Genomic DNA, 406 nt, shown 5'->3' with positions numbered 1-406 from the left:
TGGCGTCCGCCGAGGGTGATGCTGCCGTCGACCCTGCTGTTGTCGGCGAGCAGACCCGGTACCGCCATGGCGGTCGTGGACTTGCCGGAACCGGATTCGCCGACGATCGCCACGATCTCTCCACGCGCCACCTCGAACGAGACGTCGCGCACGACGGTCCGCCACGTCCGGTCCACCTCGAAGTCGATGGTCAGACCGGAGACCTGCAGGATCGGGGCGCCGGGGGTGGTCTTCTCGCGCATATCGAGACTCATTGCGTCAGCTCCGTTTCGGGTCGAGCGCATCGCGCAGCGCATCACCCATGAGAATGAAGGCCAGCACCGTGACCGACAGGAAACCTGCCGGGAACAGCACCAGATGCGGCGAGGTGGAGAGATAGCTCTGGCCCAGATTGATCTGCAGACCC

General features: G+C 65.3%; 1 protein-coding gene and 1 pseudogene. Both read right to left on the bottom strand.

Features of this window, described 5'->3' with window-relative positions; genetic code table 11:
* On the bottom strand, positions 1–254 hold a 254-nt coding region (locus R1101_RS29115), incomplete at its 3' end, for an ATP-binding cassette domain-containing protein (protein WP_037225503.1).
* Positions 255–258: 4 nt separating this feature from the next.
* A pseudogene (locus tag R1101_RS30530) lies at positions 259–406 on the bottom strand (ABC transporter permease); the annotation flags it as partial.

Source organism: Rhodococcus sp. R1101 (assembly GCF_000278445.1).
Taxonomy (GTDB): domain Bacteria; phylum Actinomycetota; class Actinomycetes; order Mycobacteriales; family Mycobacteriaceae; genus Rhodococcus; species Rhodococcus gordoniae.
Note: the sequence above shows the minus strand (reverse complement) of the source record. Positions and strands in the feature narration are given on the sequence as shown.